Source organism: Paenibacillus sp. FSL K6-1096 (assembly GCF_037977055.1).
Classification (GTDB): domain Bacteria; phylum Bacillota; class Bacilli; order Paenibacillales; family Paenibacillaceae; genus Paenibacillus_AQ.
The window spans coordinates 3,459,984-3,478,667 of record NZ_CP150274.1 but is presented as its reverse complement, the minus strand read 5'-3'; the positions used below and the strand labels follow the sequence as shown (position 1 = coordinate 3,478,667).

Sequence of the window (18,684 nt, the reverse complement as noted above, 5' to 3'; positions counted from 1 at the left end):
GAAGCGCATGAAAAATTGGGCCCGCAGGGATTCATCCATCGCCTGGTTATTTCTCGCCCCGAGTGTGGCGGGCTTTGCACTGTTCTACCTGATTCCGTTCGGTATGGGCGTGTTCAATTCCTTCGCGGACCGCTCGGCAGGCGGCGGTTACAGTATCGGGCTGCATCATTACCGGGAGCTGGTTGCGGGCGAGTCCTTCCGGAAGGCGGCAGCCAACACGTTCACCTTCAGTCTGATCAGTGTTCCGCTGCTGCTTGTGCTGTCGCTGGGCGTAGCGCTGTTGCTGAACCAGAAGCTGTATGCCCGGCAATGGCTGAGGACTGCCTATGTACTCCCGCTGGTCGTGCCTGTCGCCTCCATCGTTCTGGTCTGGCAGATTGTGTTCGACTGGAATGGCGCGTTGAATGCCTGGCTGAGCGGGTTCGGCTGGAGACGTATCGATTGGATGAAGTCAGAGGCGGCGCGCGATGTCATTCTGGTGATGTATGTATGGAAAAATATCGGGTACAACGTGATTCTGTTTCTCGCGGGACTACAGCAGATTCCGCAGGATTATTACGAAACCGCCCGGATTGAAGGGGCAGGCCGGCTTAGACAGTTCCGCAGCATTACGCTGGTGTATTTAACGTCTACCACTTTTTTTGTGACCCTGATGTCGATTATTAATTCCTTCAAGGTCTTCCGCGAGACGTATCTGATCGCCGGACCTTACCCGCATGACAGCATCTATATGCTGCAGCACTACATGAATAATATGTTTCTCTCGCTTGATATTCAGAAAATGTCGGCGGCATCCACCCTGATGGTCGGCGCTATATTGGTCATCGTGCTCGGAATGTTCGGAGTGGAACGCCGCTACCGGCGATTTATGGAATAGGGAGGTGTCCGCTCTTGCTCTCGTCGGTTCGCAAGGTCATACAGAAGCTGGCGTTAACCGTCATTCTGGGCGCATTCGCCCTGTTGCTGCTATTCCCGGTCGGGGTGACCGTCGTCAACTCCTTCATGAGCACCCGCGAGATTGCGGTCAATTACGGCCCGGTCGGGCAGATGAACAACGTCACGCCAGGCAGAAGCGATCCGTTCGCCAACCTCAAATGGCTGCCCGATCAGGTCTCCCTGGAGCAGTACGGCAAGGTGCTGCTGGACAGCCCGTTGTATCTGTCGATGTTCTGGAATTCGCTGTTCCTGGTGGTGCCGATTATCGCCGGGCAGACGCTGGTAGCTGCACTGGCAGCCTATGCGTTCTCCAAGCTGAGATTCCGGGGACGGGAATTCCTGTTCCTGATCTATGTCCTGACGATGCTTATGCCCTTCCAGGTGACGCTGGTGCCCAATTACATCATGGCAGACCGGCTGGGCTTGCTGAACAGTTCAGGGGCGATTATTCTGCCTGGAATTTTTGCGGCATTCGGCGTATTCATGCTCAGGCAGTTCATGCAGGACATCCCTTATGCCTATATCGAAGCGGCCAAGATGGACGGGGCGGGGCACTGGCGGATTTTCTGCACGATTATTGTGCCGATGGTTCAGCCGGGTCTGGCCGCACTCACGATTCTGTTATTCGCCGATTACTGGAATATGGTGGAGCAGCCGCTTATTTTCCTGGATGATCCGCTGAGGCAGCCCTTATCCGTCTATTTATCGAATGTCAGCAGCGAGAGGGGGCTGGCGTTTGCCGCCTCTGCCCTCTACATGGCTCCGATGGTTCTGCTCTTTCTGTATGCGGAGACGTACTTCATAGAGGGGATTCAGCTGTCCGGGATCAAGGGCTAAGGCCGGCAGGTAAGGAACTTTGAGTAGGAGGAGAACAACGGATATGGAGAGTACAGAAGTGCCCGCACACCGCAGGCGGCAAAAAAGAATCCGCACAGCAGCCCTGCTGCTGCTTGGCGTGCTGCTCTTCTTCACCTTTTTCAGCAATACGCTAGAGTCTCTGACCTTGCCCAAAGTGACGACAGTTGAGCCGGTCAACCGGAGACTGGAATTAACGCTGGAAGCGGGCGGAATGCTGCGTCCTGTAAGTGAAGTGAAGCTGCTGAACGCCAGCGGCTGGAAGGTGCGGCAGATCCTTGTGCAGGAGGGGGAGCAGGTGAAGAAGGGGCAGACCCTGCTTCTCTATGACAGCGGGCCGGCTGAACGGGAGCTGGAGGACGAGGTGTCACTGCTGGAGAAGCAGAAGATTGAGCAGCAGACGCTCCAGGATCAGTTCATTCAGACCTACATGGAGGGGGATGAGCTGCAGATCCGCAAGGCCAGACGGGACATCGAAGCGGGCAAGCTGGAGCAGGCCAGACAGGCGGGCAGAATCGCCGGAATGAGGGAAAGGTTGGCCCGTGAACAGCAGCTTAAAGCCCCGTTCGACGGGATCGTAACCAAGCTGAATGCGCTGGAAGGGATGCTGTCTGCGGGCGAGCCGGAGGTGATCCTGACCAGCAGCAGCCAGGGAGTGCAGTTTGACTTCACGGCCGATGCGGAGCTGTTAACCGGCCTTGGAATCTCTGTGGGCGAGCCGCTTGAGGTGGAGATTGTGGCATCAGAGGGGCAGCCGGCCCGCTCTATCCCGGGCAAGGTTGCGGAGATCAGGAATGCTCAGGCGCGTACGGACAGCCTATCCGGCGGGGAGGACAGCAAGGCGGGAGACATTTCGCAGAGAGAGGTCCTGGTTAAGCTGAAGGATGCCTCGCTTAAGGGGGGTGAGCAGGTTCAGATCAGGCTGAAGAAGCCCTCCCTCCAGGAGGGGCTGATCGTCCCGAATCAGGCGATTCATCAGGTGGGCGAACGCAGCTTTGTGTATAAGATCGAGGAGCAGCGGGGGGCGCTGGGGAATGCTTTTGTCGCCCGTGAGGTTCAGATCCGGTCCAGCCGGACGAATGGTGCCGAGAGCATCATTGAAACGGATAGTTTATATGAGGATGAGATGATTATTCTGGAGAGCAGCGAGCCCTTGCAGGACGGGAATCGCGTGCGTCTGCAGTAGCGGGACCTCCCGTGCATAATATACGGATGATTATAGGAGGAATGGATCAATGAAGGCGAAGAAGAGGATGGGCTGGCTGGCGCTATGCCTGGCTTGTACTACGGTTATGGCTGCTTGCAGTAATAAGGAGGGCGGCGCGGAAGCTCCAGACAACGGAGGAAAGACTGTCGTTACGTTATCGGTGGAGCAGGACAGTGAATTCTACCGTGCACTGGAGCAGAAATTCGAGCTGGCGTATCCGGACATTGATCTGCAGGTGCAGGCATACAAGGGGATTGGTGAAAAGATTGAACCGCAGGATTATGAGAAGTATCAGAAAACAGCCGGCACCGCGCTGCTCTCGGGCAAAGGGGCCGATATCTATGAAACCGTCAGCCTGCCGGTCAGTGAATATGTGAACCAGAAGCTGCTGCTCAATATGGATGATTACCTGAAGCAGGCGGAGGCGCTGAACAAAGAAGATCTGGCGCTCAATGTGCTGGATGCGCTGAAGCTTAACGGCGGGACCTATATTATTCCCGGCGGCTATTATCTGAGAGCGTTCGTTGGAGACGGGGATGCACTGCAGAACGTGGAGTTCAATGATAAGACCTGGACCTGGCAGGAATTCGGTGCCGTCGCCAAATCCCTGATTCAGGCTGAGGAGAAGGCGGGCGCCGGACGCCGGTACGCGATCCCGGATACTCCGCCGGATGTTCTGCTTCAGGAGATGGTGGTGGACAGCTACAACCTGTTCGTGGACAGCACGGCACAGAAAGCCAAATTCGATTCTCCTGCCTTCAAGAGCATGATGCAGCAGATTAAAGAGATGTATGACGATCAGGTGATGACCTCAAAGCCTGCGGAAGCCGGGAGCCAGCTGTTCTATTCGGCGGTACTGCAGAAACCTGCGGATTTCATCAACACCCCGTATACCCTGTTTACGAATCCGAAGCTGCTGCATAAGCCGCATAACGGCACCAAAGGCAGCATGAGGATTATCCCGATGACCCAGTACGCGATCCAGGCCAAAACACCGGTAGCCGCCGAGGCCTGGAAGGTCATGGAGTTCCTGCTGTCAGAGGAAGCGCAGTCCCTGCCGGGCAGAGAAGGCTTCTCCCTGCTGCGTTCGGTGAACCAGAAGCAGTTAAGCGAGGTCCGGGAGCAGGTGAAGAACGGGACGTATAAGCTTCCTGATGGCCAGACCGCGAAGGTGCCTGACGGGGATTTCGGGGAATTCCAGGAGATGATGGATACAGCGGATAATTTCGCGATGCTGGACGGCCAGATGATCGCGATTGTCGGCGCGGAGTCACTCGCATTCTTCAGCGGCCAGAAGACAGCGGAGGAAGTGGCGAAGCTGATTCAGAACAAGGCGAATACTTATTTGAATGAATAGAGGGAGGGAGTATATGGGTTACTCTACCAGAAAACAGGCGGTCCTCATGGTCACTCTGGCCGTTCTCAGCCAGTCGCTGGCCTTCGGGGCGGCTCAAGCCGCAGCAGGGCCTGCAACGGGAGCAGCGGCCCCGGCCGCCGTGTCCAAGCTGGAAGGGCTGGGAACGATTGCGCTGAAGCAGGGTGTGAGCGTGAAGCTGACAGATGCTGCCCTGTTGCCTCAAGAGGGCGGGAATGTCCTGACATATACCTTGCATTATTACAACGGGACCGGTAACAGCGTCAGCCTGATCGACTATTTCTCCAAGGTTACCACTTCAAGCGGCGTTGTGATTCAAGGCAAGCCGGTGACGGGCAGTGCTGCGATTAAGTCCATTCCGGCAGGGGGTAGCCAGCGGGTGACGTATTATGTTAATGCGGGCAAGGCTGCCAAGATTAACGGCGTCCGCATTGCCCTGTACGGCTGGGACTTTAGCCAGGCCGATTACCAGAAGAAGCTGGGAGCCTTCACGGTTCCGGGCTCTTATTCTACGGTGACCGCAAGGGGCCAGAGCAGGCAGCTGATGCTGGGAGAGCTGCCGGTGACGGTCAAGGCGGAGAGCCTGCACATCTATAAAGTGGACGGGAAAGTGTATGCCAAGCTTGGAGTCAGCTTCACCAACTCGGGGGCCAAGGTGCTTACAGATACTGGTCTAAAGGGATATCTGGTATCTCCGGGGGGCTCGGTGTTTGAGCTGACCCCCGACAAGAGCGATGCCAAGGTTCAGCCCAAGGAGCAAAGAACCCTGTATTATCTCGCGGACATTCCTTCCTATATGAAGCTGGACAATATGTCGCTGCGGTTCGTCCAGGAGGACGGTACCCTGCAACTAAAGCTGCCGGTGGCTGAGTATAAGCTGCCCGCAGCAGAGACGCCTGACCTGAATGTACCCGCGAACGCCGTGAAACGGCTCAAGGTCAATGACAGCACGATAGATACCCAACTAGCCAGTGCGGCGGTGTATTCGGAGGACAATCTGGCGAAGTGGAGCCTGAAATTCCGTGTACGGAACACCGGCAATCAGGCGGTAACGCTGCCGGCCTACCCGCTTCGTCTAACCACGGCCGAAGGCTACGGTTACCCGGTCAATAATACAGCCCTTGCGGGCCTTACCTTAAAGCCGCTGGAGGAACGGACGGTGGAGCTCAGTGCAGAGCTGCCCCTGAAGCTTAATCAGGGAGTGCTCCGGCTGCACATGACCGAGCCTGCTGAAGAGAACCGGATTGCGCTGCCGGTGGCTATCTTCCAGATTCCGTACTCCTTGCAGCCGGACCATCTGCTGGCCACAGAATACCCTGTGCAGAACCCTCTGGGCACCTTCACCGTCAAGCTCGAAGCGGTGGACCGTCTGCCGTGGTCGGACCAGGATCAGGTGGTGGCCAAGGTCAGCCTCCGCAATACAGGTGAAACTACGGTGCAGCTCCCGGCGCTTACAGCGCTGCTGAAGGCAGGGGATAAAGATATCAGCGGCAGCGCGCAGATCGTAATTGACGGCTCCGTCAGCCATTTGGCCCCGCAGGAGACGGCGGTGCTGTATATTGCGGGGCACCTGCCCTATTCTTATAATCTGATGAAGCTGAAGATTATTCTGCAATATGCCTCGGGTGAAGCCAAGGCTAATTTCCTGACACTGTTCACCAGCCAAGTGGACAATACCCTGAGCACTGTGGCTGCCGGAGAGCCGCTTCCTATCAGGCTGACCGGCAAGAAGGCAGAGCTTCTGGAGCGGCAGACCCGCATCTATCCGGGTACTGATTCCAAGCTGATCTACACGGAGCTGATGATGACGAACGAGGAGCTGCGGAGAACCCAGCCTGCGCAGCTCGTGGGTTACTACAGAACCCCGGATCATCAGTATTTCGAGGCAGTGATCAGCCAATCCGAGGCATCTCTGAATGCCAAGGAGCAAAGTCTCGTCACCGTCTGGAGCAAGCTCCCGCCGGAGATTAATGCTTCAGAGCTGACTCTCTATCTCGGGGAAGGCATCGCAGACGGAAAGCTGACGGCACCCGGGGCGTCGCCGACCGGCTATATTCAGACTGCGGGTCTGGCGCTTAACATCGCGAATCCCGCCCCGCTGCCGTCGCTTCAGAAGCTGGGGCTGTTCCCGTTCTCGCTGTCCGTGACCCAGGCCACGGCTACGATGTCAGAGGACCGGGAGTCGATCGAGACGAAGCTGAGCTACCGCTTAACCCGCAGTGCGCTGTACGCAGCGGGAGCGAATGAGCATAAGCTCGTGGCAGAGCTGCTTGATCCGTTCGGGCAGCCTGCGGAGAAGCTTCTGCCGCTGGAGGCAGAGCTTACAGGGGCCGGAGTATCCGACACCTTGTCCTTTACGCTGAACAACCGGGCGTACAAGGCCCTCACCGGCGGAACGGTCCGTGTGAACATCTATGATGAGTTCCAGGGGAAGCGGATACTGCTGGGCAGCGAGAGTTATCCTGTGGTGTATGAGAAGAGGGCGGGGAAGAAGACGGTGGGGGAGTGATTTTTTAGGCAATTATGAAAAGGGGCTGTCGCAAAAGTGGCAGCCCCTCTTAATGTGGGGATTATGTATGCAAAAAACAGCATACATTTGCTGGCGCGCCAGGCGTGAGGCCCGAATGTATGCGAAAAACAGCATACATTTGCTAACGCGCAGGTAGTTGCGGAGCGTCCCCCTCCCCCAAGTGCTCACGCTGAATCTACTTCAGCATAAAGAGCTATCCCAAGCAGCCGTTTCATAGCTTCTGGGATAGCCCCTGTTTTTCCTGTTTTTTCTTATATTATACTAACCGGTTGGATCACAATGGTTTGTATCTGCTTGGAATCGTGAGCCTTGCTATAGTTCTTGCAGAATGCTTCAACATTTGTAATGATTTTAGCTTTATCGTAGATCAAGAAATAGAGGTGCTTCTGCGGATAATGAAATGCATCTGAGCCAATTTCCTCGGTGAGCTTCCGCTCTGACATATTGGGACGAGTGCATTTCACTTCAATTACAGTTTCATAGGAATCTATAAATAGATCGAAGCGATAGCCCTTGTATCCTCCGTCAGTGGGCACCTCAACTCTTGCTTCAGGAAAAAGGGGACGGAGCAGTGAATATAGCAAGCGCTGAACATCATATTCATTCCCTAGTGAAATTTCAGCGAGGCTCTCCTGCTTCAAAGTTCCATTACCATGTACGGGTCTCTGATACATTTCGTAAATATGTTTATCGAAATTCTTAAGAACTCTGCTCATGATAAGATGAAAATGAACTTCATCGATTTCATTAAGTGGCTTGGAGGGGTCAAACAATCCGGCATTGACATCTGCAATTAAATTTTTCAGATATGTTTGTGCCTGGGCCGTACTTCCCCTGGTGACCAGGACAAATCTCGGGGCTATAGACTGATCGGAGAAGAGGCGCTCTAAAGTCCGGCTGGTAGTATCTATCCATCCGCTGAAATCAGCCGTTTGTCCCTGCGGAAAGGAATGAACTTGCGCTTGAAGCGCAGCGATAACTTGCAGCCTATCTTCATTAATCGTAGTCAATTAGAATCCCCCTTCAGCTAGTTAAACATTACCCCAGCGCAAAAAGAACAGAAATAGCGGTTCTAGAATGTAAACTTCATCATCCTTAAATTCAAACACCTGATACATCGGTTCGCTGCTCTGCATAATTGTCTGCATCTGATCAATGGCTGCTTTGATTTTAACCCGGTCCGGTTTGTCAGCATTGCTGCCAAGTAACACATCAATTCGCCGTTTGATGCTGTCGATAGAGAGACTTACAATTGGCGGATCGTCAGCAATCGCTTTAAGAAGCAACTCATAGATATCAGTTTCTTCACCTTTTATAGTCAAATAGGTTTTTCTTTTTTGCCCCCGGGGGTTAGGACCCGTTTTTAACTTTCTGGCAACCTCCTGGTAGGCAAGAAGGTTTAATGAGGTCATTCTGTAAGCCTGGGTCAGAAGCGCTTGATCTGGCATCACAGGCTGCTCTGTATTGTCGATGTCGAGGATCATGCTAAGGTTATAACAGATTGATTGCATGAGTTGAGGAGAAGATAGACTCTCTTGCGCAATATTGTCGGCAATCCTCAGATCGATTTGCATATTTAGTTTGTTGAAGCCTGCAATAGCAATTTCCCGCAATTCATTTGTATTCCAGGGCTCGATATTGATCAGGTTCAGTCTCCCGCTTAAATCAGCGTTCTTCCGGATAGCGTCATCCGAACGGTGAGGCAAGGATATAATGATGGTTCGCAGACCTTTGCGAATGGCATCTTTGAGCTGATAGGCGATCTCGAATTGCTTGGTTGGTGAAGCGTAATGGAAATCATCTAACAGCAGGACTAAGTTATTGGCTATAAAATATTGGATAACCTTATCTTTGTTGGAGCGGAAAGATTCCGTGACGGAGGTTGTGATTCCTTCTTTTGTTCCGGCAAGACCTTGACCTTCAATCGTGCGGATTTCTGTATGATCCCGTTCGAGGGAAATACCAATTTTATTAGCAATCGTCTCCCAGAAATCTACGGTATCTTTAAAGTCGCTTCCTATAAAATCGACGTATCCGTCCAAGCCAATGACTTTGTCACATAGAACGGTTTTGCCTGTTTTGGATGGGCCAACAATTGAAGTTAGAAAACCAACCATATCAATCACGTTATGAAGACGGAATTCATAGGTTAACCCAAACTCCGACTTGCGGGAAATATAGGTGTGAATCGGAAGGGCACCTGCAATAAAGACATCCTTCACTCTGAGCTTCAAATGATCACCCCTCAGCAACATTATTCCCTTATAGTATATCCCTAAGAGGTATGATTTAACAGCTGTGATTGACCTTTTAGGAGAAATGATGCATAAATCATCTTAACTTAACAAATGCGCTTGAAAAACACACCTTTAACCCTTAATTAATGCGGTCCAGTCCAAAAAACACCCAAAACAAGCCTTTAGATACCTTCTAAAGCTTGCCTTGGGTGTTATAAATTACACTACGCTCTAACCTGCGGCCCAGACATCCAGTTCAATCTTCAATTCAGGCAGCCCTAATCCTTGGATGTAGGCAACCGTCATCGAGGGAGGCGTAGGGCCGAACACTTCATTCCAGATGGAATAGAAATGGTCCCAATCGATTTCTTCGGTGGCCCAAATGTTGACTTTGACGACATGGTCCGGGGTCAGCTGCTGTGAGGACAGAATGCCGACAATATTACTCATGGTATTGGTTACTTGCTGGTTGAAGTCGGCAGGGATATTATTGTTCTGATTGATCCCGATTTGGCCGGAGAAGACGTACATTTCAGCATCCCGGCTGATTTTGGTGACATGGCTGTAGCTTCCGACCGGCTTCGCTATATTCTCAGGGTTATATCTTTGAATGACATTGTTATTTAGGCTCATCATGTAAGTCTCCTTTAGGTTCGCTGTTTTTTGTAGTATCTCTTAAAATTGGACAGACTTATCCCGTCCGCATGGATTCTAAAAGAAAACAGCAGTCGAATACCCGATTCCGGCAGACAGATATTGAATCGATCTCTTTTTCATCAGGTATCCCTCCTAATCCTTCAAATTTGACCTACTTTACAATGATAACATGCGCTTCCGGGAAATAAAAATCTGCGCCAGAGCGGGCGATGAATGTAGGGCTAAAGTTAAATTTCTCCAATGTCGTAATACTTTCGCCCTGTTGGCCTGCCGGATCGTATGCGAAGATAAAGCCATCAAACGGCTGCACGTCAGCCGGGAGATCTTCAGGCTATTGCGGTCCTTCCTTCTACTCAATTGGATGAATTAGGGCCGCAGCTCTCCTGAAGGATGTTTAACCTGAGAGGAGGCGTCCAGGCTATTGTATTCCTTCCTTCTAAACCAATGGAACCTTAACCGTGTAGGGATACGGCTCTCCTGGACACTGTAGTATGAATATGAACATGAATAGAATCTACCTGCGCAGAGCAGGCAAAATGATGGTGAAGCACTCCACAGCTGATGCGAAACGGCTTCCGAAAGGGTACTTGGCCGCAGCCCTCCGCAATCTCCAAGGGCTGGGGTACACGTTGTCGCCTGCCTTGTTCCGGGCGGTCCAGAGGCTGTCCCGCGAGGCTTTCGAGCAGCTGTACTATCCGATGATTGCCGATGTGAAAAGGATGGTAGGCGCGCATGTGAATTATGCTCCGATGTATCCGGGATTCCCGGAGCAGGTGATGCAGGAGGATGAGGCGGAGCTGTATTTCAATGCAATGTACCATTACTATACCTGGGAAGTGCCTTACGATAAGCCTGTACAGAAAGAACCGCTTCAGGAGCAGGTAACGCTGAAGGTGATTGACTTGGGCAGCCTCACGGAGTTCCGGACCATGATCCGTCAGCTGATCGAAGCCAACGGCTCCATCTCGGCAGAGGATCAGAAGGATATCGATACTGTCATTGCAAACACACCAACGGCAGAGCTGGATGAGCTGCTGCCGCCGGAAATCCCGTTCAAGGAGAATGCCGGATTCGTGGCTGCCTCGCTGCTTAAGCATGAGAAGGCGGATGTGGCCAGAATAAGCCCTTATTTCAAAACAGCGACCGATGTACTGCGGCTGGCAGTAGCATGGTCGGACGGCGATGTCAGTCTGGCCCTGCCCACCCGCTTCCGCAAGTTCAAGCGGCGTGAGCGCCGGCTGCTGCTGGGGCTCCTGGAACGGTGCCAGACAATCACCGAGGATATGCTGCGGTACCGGGAGCGCTGGATTCGCCTTGGCGAAATCCTGCATCCTTCGGAATACAGGCAGCGGTATATGCGGTGTGAGGAAGCTTTTGCCGTTCTACGTAATAAAAAGCCCTTCACCACCTATAACGGCAGTGTAGAGCTTGCCCTTCAGTACCAGCAGCTCTGGACGGCACTGGATCTGCTGGTGAAGCGCCCGGGCGAATTCGCTCGCCGCTTGGCGAAGCTAATGCGGATGACCCGCGAGCCGGAGTACGTGGTGATGGCCTTCAGAGAAGTGGCAGACCAGGTGTCCACCCCGGTGCTGCTGCAGGTGAAGAACTACTTCGCGCACCAGCGGGAGCTGTCGGAGCTGAGGGTGTTTTTCCCCAAGGGCAATGTCGCCAAAGCCTGGGCTACCCCTAACACCCTGCCGGAGATCAGTGAAGAAGACTGCCGGGATATGGTGGACCTGTGCGAGCAGACGCTGGTGGCGCGGTTTGCTGCCCAGCAATCTTTGGGAAAAGTATATGTGGATGAGCGCCTGAAGGACTATCTTGTGCCGTTCTCCCAGCGGTCGGCCAGCAAGGCGCTGCATACGCTGGTGCGGGGAAGCCGGATTCCGCTGGCGGAAGGGAACACGGTCCGTTTCTTCTGCTGGTGGAAGGAAGGGAAGGTGGACGGTACCCCTACAGGGCGTGTGGATATTGACCTGTCTGCAGTGATGTACGACGAGAACTGGCGGTATATGGAGCATATCTCTTATACGAATCTGCGCTCAGCACAATATCATGCAACCCATAGCGGAGATATTGTAACAGCGCCCTACGGTGCCAGTGAGTTCATCGACCTGCACATTCCCTCTATCGTTGAGTACGGCGGGCGGTATGTGGTGGCTACGCTCCATTCCTTCACCGGTCATCCGTATTGCAATCTGCCAGAATGCTTCACCGGCTGGATGATGCGGAAGAAGCCCGGGTCCGGTGAAATCTATGAGCCAGCGACGGTGGCGAACAAAATCGATGTCACAGCAGATACCCAATTGGCCGTTCCGGTCATACTCGATCTGGTGGAGCGTACCGTCATCTGGACAGACCTGTCTCTGACGAGAGACCCGTTCTATCCGAATAATGTGGAGGCGAATCAGAAGGGGATGGTGATCATCGGCAAGGCAATGACCTCCTTGAAGAAGCCTGATCTGTATGATCTGTTCACGCTGCATGCCAAGGCCCGGGGCGAGCTGGCCGAATCTCCGGAGCAGGCGGATAGCGTATTCTCGGTGGACCAGGGAGTGACTCCGTATCACATCGAGCAGATTATGGCTGAATATGTGGTGTGAGCAGAGCAGGCAACCTGTTGGGTTATAAAAAGAGGGGTGTCTCAGCCATCACTGGCGTGGGACACCCCTTCTTTTAGTGCTTGCGAAAACCGAATACGATGGGTCTGCTGTGAGGAGGGAAGGGTGCTATGCTCCACAGCCAGTAACAGTTATAGAGAAATCCTGCAAAATGTGCAACAATGCTGCCTCATAGAATTGGTCTATTCCTGAAATCCTGCACAAATTGCAACAAATCCAACGCTAACTTGCTCTAAATTTCGAAATTTGTGCAAATAATGCAACATTGTACTTCAGCTAGTATCTTTTAGAAAGGAATTCTGCAAAATGTGCAACAATGCTGCTGCTTACAAGCGGCCGGTGAGAGAAGGCACCAGTATTCTTCACTTGTTAGGGCGGAACCTACTCAATCTCAATCCCGTACCAGCTATCTCCAAGTGAAGTCAGCTTATACTTAACCGGCTCTGCTGCGTAGGCCTGCTCAACCATGCTCTGGCTTGTGCAATACACGATATGATAGGTGGGACCATGCTCCCTTTCCCAGTCGAAAATAAACCTGAGGAGCGGCTTCCCGTCCTGCCTGCTGTAGCGCACGAAGTCCAGGCTGTCTCCGGACAATGAGGCGAGCTGCTTGATTTTGTCTTGCAGGCCAGTATTCATGCTCTCATGAAGCTGGGGGGCAGCGGCAAGATCATGATTGGAATAGATGAAGGTATTCCCGATAGTGCTCCGTTCGTCCAGGCTGTCCATCAGCAGCAGAGTCTCCGATTTCACAGCCTCAAACTGCCCGCGGTGCTCCCGGAATATCTCGTATTTCGCCCTGGAGGAGTCATACCGGGTGATGAAGCCTGCTGCCGCAAGCATTAATATAATGGTCATGCCAAGGAAGATCCGCGTCCTGCGGCTCAATAGCTTCACCTGCCTCCCTTTGCGGTTCTGAACTCTGCTGTATAAGGTTTCTCATATTGTAACGTCCCGCCCCGAACCCTGTCGAGAGCTTCAACGGGACCAGGCGGCTGAAGACGGCTATCACATAAGCTGTGGGAAATCGGGCTTGCATCATGCCAATAATTCTGTTATCTTGATATTAACAAATTGTAATTATCAAATAGTTAATAAGTTGGCGGAGGGATGAGCATGAAGAGGGTAATGGGCAGCTGGAGCGGGTTTGAACTCGTTTGGCTGATGACTTTTACGCTGATTGCTGTGATTTTTACGGTGATATCCAAGGATTCACTCTTCGGGTTCACGGTCTTCATTACCGGGGTACTGTGCGTGGTGCTGACGGCGAAGGGGAAGCTGGCGAGCTACGGGTTCGGGATGTATAATACGTTCGGATACGCCTACCTGGCGTATATTAACGGGCTGTTCGGGGAGGTCATGCTGAATCTGCTGTTCTTCGTGCCGATGAACATTATAGGGTTCTATATGTGGAGCCGGAATATGCAGGGCGGCAAGCTGTCGATGCGCCAGATGAAGGCCGGGGGTGTGGTACTGACCACCGTGATCTGTATCGCCGGGGCATTGCTGCTGGGCTACAGCCTGTCGTTCATCCCGGAGCAGAATTCACCTTATATTGATGCCCTGACTACGGTGTTATCTGTAGTGGCGACGATCCTGATGGTGCGGCGTTTCAAGGAGCAGTGGCTGGTCTATATTGTACTGAATATGTTCACTGTACTGCTCTGGGTGATCCGGACCATCGAAGGCAGCGGGGAAGGCTTGCTGATGATCGTGATGTGGAGTGCCTATCTGCTGAACGCCGGTTATGGCTACTACAACTGGAATAAAGGGGCGAAGGAGGCACTGGCATGACAACACTCGGATTGACCCTCGGGAAGTTCGCGCCGCTGCACAAGGGACACCAGTTCATGATCGAGACGGCGCTGCAGGAGGTAGATGAGCTGATTGTGGTGATCTATGAGACCGCCGTCTCTCCGGTTCCGCTCCAGGTTCGGGCGAACTGGATTCGCAGTCTCTATCCGGCGGTCCGGGTGATCGAGGCCTGGGACGGCCCGGACGGATACTCGGATGACAGGGAGCATGAGATCCGGGAAGAGCAGTATATCCTCGGTCTGCTGAACGGCGAGCAGGTAACCCACTTCTATTCAAGCGAGTTCTACGGGGCGCATATGAGTCTGGCGCTGGGAGCCATTGACCGGCGGGTGGATGAAGCGCGGGTGCAGGTGCCGGTATCGGCCACGATGGTCCGCTCGGACCCTTACAAATACCGTAATTATGTCAGCGATATCGTCTACCGCGATTTAATTACGAAGGTCGTCTTCGTAGGGGCGATGTCAACCGGCAAGTCCACCATCACCGAAGCGCTCGCCCTGAAGTATGGTACGTCCTTCGCCAGCGAATACGGGCGGGACTACTGGACGGAGCATCAGGTGGACCGCCGGATCGGGCTGGAGGCTTTTGACGAGATCGCGGTGGGACATCTGGAACGGGAGGAGCAGGCACTGCGTGATGCCAATAGGTATCTGTTCGTCGATACGAATGCGATTACTACGTATATGTATGCGCTGGATTACCATGGGAAGGCCCCCGGGCTGCTGACCCGGCTGGCTCTGGAGAACGCGCAGCGCTATGACCTGTTCTTCCTGTGCGGGGATGATATTCCGTATGACGATACCTGGGACCGCAGCGGGGACCAGAAGCGGCATGTATTCCACCAGCAGATTATCGCGGACCTGAAGGAGCGGCGGATTCCCTATATTCCGCTGAAGGGAACACTGGAAGAGCGGATACAGAAGGTAGACCGGGTACTGGCCCGGTTCAAGCCGTACGGGAATTATTTCGGGGAGCTGGTGCAAATTGAACCAGAAACAGAAGGAGGCGGAACCGTTGGAGCTGGAATTGAGAGACCATAACGGACTTACAGAGCGTGAATTCCTGGAGCAGTACCGGGCCGGAGATTATGAGCGGCCCTCCGTGGCGGCGGATATGGTGATTTTCACCGTTACGGATGCAAAAGCGGACGAGGGTTCCGGGGCTGGAGCGAAGGAGCTGCGTCTCCTGCTAATTCGCAGGGGCGGACACCCTTGCCTGGGGAAGTGGGCGCTGCCGGGCGGCTTCGTCCAGCCGGACGAGACCACGGATCAGGCGGCCGCACGCGAGCTGCAGGAGGAGACCGGCGTGGCCGGCGTTCATCTGGAGCAGCTCCGCACCTTCAGCGACCCCGGGCGCGATCCCCGCACCTGGGTGATCAGCAGCAGCTATATGGCGCTGGCCGACAGCCGCCGCATCCAATTGCAGGCGGGAGATGATGCGGCAGCTGCTGCCTGGTTCACGGTGAGCTATAAGCTTCAGCGGGAGCAGAAAAAGCGGCTGGAGCAAGGCTGCATCCGTACCCGCACTTATGAGCTGCGGCTGGAAGCGGCCGGGCAGGTGCTGACAGCGGTGATCGAACAGACGGTGAAGGTTACTCCGGCGGCCAGATCGGTACAGTATGCCGTCTTGTCGAATGACGGACTGGCTTTTGATCACGCTAAGATTATTGCCTATGCCATGGAACGGCTGCGCCAGGAGACAGAGACAACCGGCAGTGCGCTGCACTTGATGCCCGAACGTTTCACCCTGGCAGAGCTGCAGCAGGTCTACGAGGTGATTCTCGGCCAGGAGCTGCTGAAGGCGGTCTTCTTAGACAAGGTATCTGCGCTTGTAACCGCGACTAACCTGTACACAGAGCCTACGGAGCACACACCCTCCCGCCGCTTGTACGAGCGGAGCTGGGAAGAAGTCTGAATTTTTCATAGGAGGAATCATTAATGAACGCAGGAAGAGCGATACTTAGAACAATGGAATTCAGCCACGAGCTGGATGTGCTGCATAACTACATTACACAATCCAAGATGCCGGTACGCAAAAGCGACTCCTTCGATCAGCAGGTCATGCTGCTCGAAGAAGCCCAAGGTGAAAGCGCGTTTCAATCTACCTACAAGAAGATGAAGAAGGTCAATCTGCTGTCCGGTCTATTTGCCCTGCCGGTGCTGCTGGTGGTGGCCATCGCTGCGATCTACGGCAAATATATCAACCGGGGATATGATGTGTTCGGCTACTTCGTGGACCACCCGGTGCTGTATATCGTCCCCGCCGCGCTGATCGTAGTGACGCTGGTGCTGGCCGTGTACCATTCGGCACTGCGGCGGAAGCTGTACGGCCGGATCTACCCGGAGCTGAAAAGCAAGCTGGGAGTGGATGCTGCCTGACCACAGGCGGTGTTTAGTCCATCCCCAGACCCGCGCTACTGCCCGGGTACCGCAATGCGCATCGTCACCCTCGCGCCGCCGGAGCCGGGGACATTGCTGAGGCTCAGGCGGCCTCCGTGCTGCTCGGCCACCGACCGCGCAATGTAGAGCCCCATGCCGTGATGATCGCCGCTGCGGCTGGGATCGCCCCGGTAGAACTGGCTGGCGGCCTCCCTGAGGTCGGTAGCCGAGAAGCCGCTGCCGGTATCGGTAACGGTGAACTGTACTGCACCTGCCTCGCCCTGGACAAGCAGGGCAATGCTCCCGCCGGGCGGGGTGTGCTCGGCCGCATTGGCGACCAGGTTCATGATGCCCCGCAGCAGCAGGTCCTTGTGGATGAACAGGAATTCCGGCGGCTTCTCCTGCCGGACAGAGGTCTGGAGGTTCCTGCCCGCAGCAAGGGCCTTCATCTGCAGCTCCAGCTCGGCTATGAACGCCGCTGCCGGAACCAGCACCTGCTGGCGGGAGGAGCCGGCCTGCAGGCTGGACAGGTCAATGACCTCCTGCACGAAGGCTTCAATGTCTTCAGCGCTGCGGCGGATATAGCCGCTGAATTCACGCTGCGGGTCAGTCTCCACAATCTCCTGCAGCAGCTCGGCATTGCCCCGGATAATGGTCAGCGGTGTCTTGATGTCGTGGGCCAGCGCCGAGATCTGCTCTCTGCGGGAGCGCTCCAGCTCCCACTGCTTCTCCAGTGAAGTCTGCAGGGCATCCTTCATCCGGTCCAACGATCCGAGCACCTCATCGATCTCCACGATACCGCTGGGTTGGACGGTGAACTCCAGATTCTCGCGCCGGATGTTCTCGGTCGCTTCCTGCAGCCCGGCCATCCGCCCGGAGAGCTTCCGGCCGAAGCGGGCCGCGAGCAGGGCGGCCATTAGCAGGAACCCGAGCACGAAGAGCACGGGGCCCAGGAGCTGGGGATTCGGCAGCGAGCTGCGCAGCACAGGAGAGGCATACTGCGGCGTCAAGACATACCGGAAGATCCACAGCTCCTGCCCATGCTCGGCGGTGGTGTAGTAGTAGGCGCTTCTGTTGTTCCCCTCTCTGATAATTCTCCAGGCCTGCTTCGCCTCTTTAGCCGTCAGATTGCCGGCCAGCGGCTTCCCGTCCAGGGTGAATACGGTGTACTCCAGCCGGTCCGGGACCCGGGGAGCCGTATCCGTTCCGCCAGCAGCCAGCTGCTGCTTGAACTGAGAGATCGCCTTCTCCTCATAGTTGGCAGGCAGCAGCGCCCCCCGGGCGAACGCCAGCGCGAATACACCGAGCAGAGCTCCCAGCAGCAGAATGGTACCCAGACTGAGCAGCAGCAGGTATTTTAGAAAAAAAGTGCGCAGGCGCACAGGTTTACGTTGTTTCACAGCTTCCACTTGTATCCGATCCCCCAGATGGTTTCTATGGCCTCCAGCCCGTGCCGGGCCAGCTTGGCGCGGATATTCTTGATATGCTCCGTAATCGCGCTGCTGTCACTATCCCCGTCCATCCCGAAGACTCCTTCATAGATATGGTCCTTGGAGAAAACCTGTCCGCGGTGGCGGGCCAGGAATTCGCAGATTTCGTATTCGCTTTTGGTCAGCGGGACCTTGTCCTCGCGGATGAACAGCTCTTTGCCGGAGAGGCTTAGGCGCACAGGGTCGAGGTACAGCATATTGCGCCGCTCCCGGCTCTCCCGCCGGAGATGGGCCTGAATCCGCGCCCGCAGCGCGCCGATGCCGAAGGGCTTCGTAATATAATCATCCGCCCCTAGCCCGAGTCCGTACATCAGATCGGTCTCCTGTGTCTTGGCTGTCAGGAACAGGATCGGGCAATCGACCGCGCTGCGGATCTCCCGGCAGAGCGTGAAGCCATCCACTCCCGGCATCATCACATCCAGCAGAATCAGATCATACGCCCCCAGGTCGGTGTTGTGTACCTCCGCCGCATCGGAGAGAGTGGTCACCAGATGCCGGTCTGTGCTTAGCGCATTATGAATCAGGGACAGGATAGCAGGTTCATCATCTACCACAAGTATTCTGGCCATAGTCATTAATTCCC

Annotated in this window: 16 protein-coding genes; 10 read left to right on the top strand and 6 right to left on the bottom strand. The window is 54.7% G+C overall.

Annotation, left to right across the window (positions count from 1 at the left end):
* Positions 1-7: 7 nt before the first annotated feature.
* The 5 genes from MHI24_RS15415 to MHI24_RS15395 are packed head-to-tail and all read left to right on the top strand — an operon-like array spanning position 8 to position 6,882.
* Positions 8-877 carry a sugar ABC transporter permease gene (locus tag MHI24_RS15415; RefSeq protein WP_340026468.1) on the top strand — a complete coding sequence of 290 codons (870 nt, stop codon included), beginning with the start codon at positions 8-10 and terminating at the stop codon, positions 875-877.
* A 14-nt stretch (positions 878-891) separates the two neighbouring features.
* Positions 892-1,773: a carbohydrate ABC transporter permease gene (locus tag MHI24_RS15410; protein ID WP_340026467.1), complete on the top strand. Its 882-nt coding sequence runs from the start codon at positions 892-894 to the stop codon at positions 1,771-1,773.
* Between the two features lie 43 nt (positions 1,774-1,816).
* Positions 1,817-2,977 carry an efflux RND transporter periplasmic adaptor subunit gene (locus MHI24_RS15405; RefSeq protein ID WP_340026466.1) on the top strand — a complete coding sequence of 387 codons (1,161 nt, stop codon included), beginning with the start codon at positions 1,817-1,819 and terminating at the stop codon, positions 2,975-2,977.
* 49 nt (positions 2,978-3,026) lie between these two features.
* Complete coding sequence (locus tag MHI24_RS15400; protein ID WP_340026465.1) at positions 3,027-4,355, top strand: ABC transporter substrate-binding protein; 1,329 nt, start codon at positions 3,027-3,029, stop codon at positions 4,353-4,355.
* Between the two features lie 13 nt (positions 4,356-4,368).
* Positions 4,369-6,882, top strand: coding sequence for a hypothetical protein (locus tag MHI24_RS15395; RefSeq protein WP_340026464.1), 2,514 nt, complete (start codon positions 4,369-4,371; stop codon positions 6,880-6,882).
* 272 nt (positions 6,883-7,154) lie between these two features.
* Here MHI24_RS15395 and MHI24_RS15390 read toward each other — a convergent pair whose 3' ends face one another.
* The 3 genes from MHI24_RS15390 to MHI24_RS15380 all read right to left on the bottom strand — a co-directional run bounded on the left by MHI24_RS15390 (position 7,155) and on the right by MHI24_RS15380 (position 9,773).
* Positions 7,155-7,913 (bottom strand): hypothetical protein, encoded by a 759-nt coding sequence (locus MHI24_RS15390; protein ID WP_340026463.1) that lies wholly within the window; start codon positions 7,911-7,913, stop codon positions 7,155-7,157.
* Between the two features lie 21 nt (positions 7,914-7,934).
* Positions 7,935-9,137 carry an ATP-binding protein gene (locus MHI24_RS15385; RefSeq protein WP_340026462.1) on the bottom strand — a complete coding sequence of 401 codons (1,203 nt, stop codon included), beginning with the start codon at positions 9,135-9,137 and terminating at the stop codon, positions 7,935-7,937.
* Between the two features lie 234 nt (positions 9,138-9,371).
* A complete protein-coding gene (locus MHI24_RS15380) occupies positions 9,372-9,773 on the bottom strand; it encodes a RidA family protein (protein WP_340026697.1) in 402 nt (133 codons plus the stop codon).
* Positions 9,774-10,294: 521 nt separating this feature from the next.
* On the opposite strand from MHI24_RS15380, the gene MHI24_RS15375 reads away from it, so the two are divergent.
* Complete coding sequence (locus MHI24_RS15375) at positions 10,295-12,400, top strand: TerD family protein (RefSeq protein WP_340026696.1); 2,106 nt, start codon at positions 10,295-10,297, stop codon at positions 12,398-12,400.
* 399 nt (positions 12,401-12,799) lie between these two features.
* Here the strand turns inward: MHI24_RS15375 and MHI24_RS15370 are convergent, their stop codons facing one another.
* Entirely contained in the window at positions 12,800-13,306 is a 507-nt protein-coding gene (locus MHI24_RS15370) for a hypothetical protein (protein ID WP_340026461.1), read from the bottom strand.
* A 228-nt stretch (positions 13,307-13,534) separates the two neighbouring features.
* On the opposite strand from MHI24_RS15370, the gene pnuC reads away from it, so the two are divergent.
* Genes pnuC through MHI24_RS15350 form a run of 4 tightly spaced genes read left to right on the top strand, consistent with a single transcriptional unit; the run spans position 13,535 to position 16,611 of the window.
* The gene (pnuC, locus tag MHI24_RS15365; protein ID WP_340026460.1) at positions 13,535-14,212 is read left to right on the top strand and encodes a nicotinamide riboside transporter PnuC; all 678 of its coding nucleotides are present in this window, start codon (positions 13,535-13,537) and stop codon (positions 14,210-14,212) included.
* On the top strand, positions 14,209-15,273 hold the full coding sequence (locus tag MHI24_RS15360) for an AAA family ATPase (RefSeq protein ID WP_340026459.1): 1,065 nt from the start codon (positions 14,209-14,211) through the stop codon (positions 15,271-15,273). The genes pnuC and MHI24_RS15360 overlap by 4 nt, the downstream gene beginning before the upstream one ends.
* Positions 15,254-16,147 carry an NUDIX hydrolase gene (locus MHI24_RS15355; RefSeq protein ID WP_340026695.1) on the top strand — a complete coding sequence of 298 codons (894 nt, stop codon included), beginning with the start codon at positions 15,254-15,256 and terminating at the stop codon, positions 16,145-16,147. The genes MHI24_RS15360 and MHI24_RS15355 overlap by 20 nt, the downstream gene beginning before the upstream one ends.
* Positions 16,148-16,170: 23 nt before the next feature.
* Complete coding sequence (locus MHI24_RS15350) at positions 16,171-16,611, top strand: DUF6097 family protein (protein WP_340026458.1); 441 nt, start codon at positions 16,171-16,173, stop codon at positions 16,609-16,611.
* 35 nt (positions 16,612-16,646) lie between these two features.
* On the opposite strand, the gene MHI24_RS15345 is transcribed toward MHI24_RS15350, so the two are convergent.
* Together MHI24_RS15345 and MHI24_RS15340 are read right to left on the bottom strand one after the other, a co-directional pair.
* Positions 16,647-18,011: a HAMP domain-containing sensor histidine kinase gene (locus tag MHI24_RS15345; protein ID WP_340026457.1), complete on the bottom strand. Its 1,365-nt coding sequence runs from the start codon at positions 18,009-18,011 to the stop codon at positions 16,647-16,649.
* A complete protein-coding gene (locus MHI24_RS15340) occupies positions 18,008-18,670 on the bottom strand; it encodes a response regulator transcription factor (protein ID WP_340026456.1) in 663 nt (220 codons plus the stop codon). Before MHI24_RS15340 ends, MHI24_RS15345 begins: the two co-directional genes overlap by 4 nt.
* Between the last annotated feature and the right edge of the window lie 14 nt (positions 18,671-18,684).

What these genes read in the sequence shown, in the direction of transcription:
- MHI24_RS15415 (WP_340026468.1), top strand. Translation starts at nt 8, where the DNA reads ATGAAAAATTGGGCCCGCAGGGATTCATCCATCGCCTGGTTATTTCTC.
- MHI24_RS15405 (WP_340026466.1), top strand. Translation starts at nt 1,817, where the DNA reads ATGGAGAGTACAGAAGTGCCCGCACACCGCAGGCGGCAAAAAAGAATC.
- MHI24_RS15400 (WP_340026465.1), top strand. Translation starts at nt 3,027, where the DNA reads ATGAAGGCGAAGAAGAGGATGGGCTGGCTGGCGCTATGCCTGGCTTGT.
- MHI24_RS15395 (WP_340026464.1), top strand. Translation starts at nt 4,369, where the DNA reads ATGGGTTACTCTACCAGAAAACAGGCGGTCCTCATGGTCACTCTGGCC.
- MHI24_RS15380 (WP_340026697.1), bottom strand. Translation starts at nt 9,773, where the DNA reads ATGAGCCTAAATAACAATGTCATTCAAAGATATAACCCTGAGAATATA.
- MHI24_RS15375 (WP_340026696.1), top strand. Translation starts at nt 10,295, where the DNA reads ATGAACATGAATAGAATCTACCTGCGCAGAGCAGGCAAAATGATGGTG.
- pnuC (WP_340026460.1), top strand. Translation starts at nt 13,535, where the DNA reads ATGAAGAGGGTAATGGGCAGCTGGAGCGGGTTTGAACTCGTTTGGCTG.
- MHI24_RS15360 (WP_340026459.1), top strand. Translation starts at nt 14,209, where the DNA reads ATGACAACACTCGGATTGACCCTCGGGAAGTTCGCGCCGCTGCACAAG.
- MHI24_RS15350 (WP_340026458.1), top strand. Translation starts at nt 16,171, where the DNA reads ATGAACGCAGGAAGAGCGATACTTAGAACAATGGAATTCAGCCACGAG.
- MHI24_RS15340 (WP_340026456.1), bottom strand. Translation starts at nt 18,670, where the DNA reads ATGGCCAGAATACTTGTGGTAGATGATGAACCTGCTATCCTGTCCCTG.